Consider the following 2185-nt stretch of genomic DNA (forward strand, 5'->3'; position numbering starts at 1 on the left):
CGCGAGGAGCGCGCCGACGCCGGCCGCCGGCACAACGCCGCCCGCGCCGAGGTCCAGGCCGCCTACGACACGCGCCTGGCCGAGCTGACCGCCGAACGCGACGCCCGCGTGCTGGGCGAGGAGCGCGTCGACGTCACCCTGCCGGCGGCGCGCCGCCGTCGCGGCGCCCGTCACCCGTTGACCTCGCTGTCCGACCAGCTCGTCGACGTGTTCGTCGCCATGGGCTACGAGGTCGCCGAGGGGCCCGAGGTCGAACACGACTGGTTCAACTTCGAGGCCCTGAACATGGCCCCCGACCATCCGGCCCGCAGCGAGCACGACACCCTCTACGTCGAGCCCGCCTCCTCCGGCCGGGTGCTGCGCACGCACACCTCGCCGGTGCAGGTCCGGGCCCTGCTCGACCGGCCGCTGCCGGTGTACGTCGTGTGCCCGGGGCGGACGTACCGCAACGACACCATCGACGCCACCCACTCGCCGGTGTTCGGTCAGCTCGAATGCCTCGCCGTCGACGAGGGCATCACCATGGCCGACCTGCGCGGCACGCTGGAGGTCTTCGCCCAGGCGCTGTTCGGCTCGGGGTTGTCGACGCGGCTGCGCCCGTCGTACTTCCCGTTCACCGAGCCGTCCGCGGAACTGGACGTGCAGTGCTTCGCCTGCCGCGGCGAGTCGGCCCGCCAGCCCTGCCGGGTCTGCTCGGACGAGGGCTGGATCGAGATCGGCGGCTGCGGCATGGTCGATCCGAACGTGCTGCGGGCGACGGGGGTCGACCCGACCCGCTACAGCGGCTTCGCCTTCGGAATGGGCCTGGAACGGGCCGCGATGATCAGGCATGGCGTCCGGGAGATCCGCGACTTCGTCGACGGTGACGTCCGGTTCAGCCTCCCGTTCGGAATCGAGGTCTGAGCAGATGCTGATCGTGCTGTCCTGGCTGCGGGAGTACGTCGAGGGGTTGCCGCCCACCCGGGCGGTCGCCGACGCGCTGATCCGCGCCGGATTCGAGGTTGAGGGGCTGCGCGGCGTCGGGGGCGATGTCTCCGGCGTCGTCGTCGGGGAGATCGTCGGCTTCGAGATCGTGGAGACGAAGAAGAAGGCCGTCCGTTGGTGCCAGGTCCGCGTGGCCCCACAGCCGGCCGACCCGGACGCGGCCAGTTCCGACGCGGCCGGCTCCGACGCGGCCAGCTCCGAGTCGTCGGGGCTCGGCGTGCGCGGGGTCATCTGCGGGGCGCACAACTTCGCCGTCGGTGATCGGGTGGCCGTCGCGCTGCCCGGCGCGGTGCTGCCCGGCGGGTTCGCCATCACGGCCCGCAAGACGTATGGCCATGTCAGCGACGGGATGATCTGCTCCGCCCGGGAGCTGGGCCTCGGCGAGGAACACGACGGCATCCTCGTCCTCCCGCCGTCGGCCCCGATCGGCGCCGACGTCACCGAGCTGCTCGATCTCGCCGACGAGATCCTCGACATCGCCGTCACCCCCGACCGCGGCTACGCGCTGTCGGTGCGGGGCATCGCCCGGGAGGCGGCGACCGCCTTCGCGCTGCCCTTCACCGACCCGGGCGCCCCGGGGTCCGGCCAGGCCGCGGCCGGGCAGGCTACAGCCGGGCAGGGGGCGGTCGAGGAGGCCGTGGTCGGGGAGGCGTATCCGGTCGTCGTCGAGGACACCGCGGGCTGCGACCGGTACGTCGCCCGGGTCGTCACCGGCGTCGACCCCGCGGCCGTCACGCCGCTGGGCTGGTCCCGGCGGCTGTCGTTGGCCGGGATGCGGCCGATCTCCGTGCCCGTCGACGTCACCAACGCCGTCCTGCTCGGGCTCGGCCAGCCGCTGCACGCCTTCGACCGGGCGAAGCTCACCGGCGCCATCATCGTGCGCCGGGCCGAGGCCGGGGAGAAGCTGCGCACCCTCGACGGGGTCGAGCGCACCCTCGACCCCGAGGACCTGGTCATCGCGGACGACACCGGCCCGATCGCGCTGGCCGGGGTGATGGGCGGCGCGAGCACGGAGATCTCCGCGCAGACGACCGACATCGTGCTGGAGCCCCCGCACTTCCACCCGATCAGCGACGCCCCCCCCGCCCGGCCCCCCCCCCCGCCCCCCCCCCCCCCCCCACCCGACCCCCCCCCCCCCCCCCCCCCCCCCCCCCCCCCCCCCCCCCCCCCCCCCCCCCCCCCCCCCCCCCCCCCCCCCCCC

2 protein-coding genes are annotated in these 2185 nt (G+C 74.9%); both read left to right on the plus strand.

Annotated features, from left to right (window positions below):
* On the plus strand, positions 1-903 hold a 903-nt coding region (locus ND748_RS30535; RefSeq protein WP_251749746.1), incomplete at its 5' end, for a phenylalanine--tRNA ligase subunit alpha.
* Positions 904-907: 4 nt separating this feature from the next.
* The coding region (locus ND748_RS30540) for a phenylalanine--tRNA ligase subunit beta (RefSeq protein WP_251749748.1) at positions 908-2185 on the plus strand (1278 nt) is incomplete at its 3' end.

The sequence above is a fragment of the Frankia sp. AiPs1 genome, assembly GCF_023716945.1.
GTDB lineage: Bacteria > Actinomycetota > Actinomycetes > Frankiales > Frankiaceae > Frankia.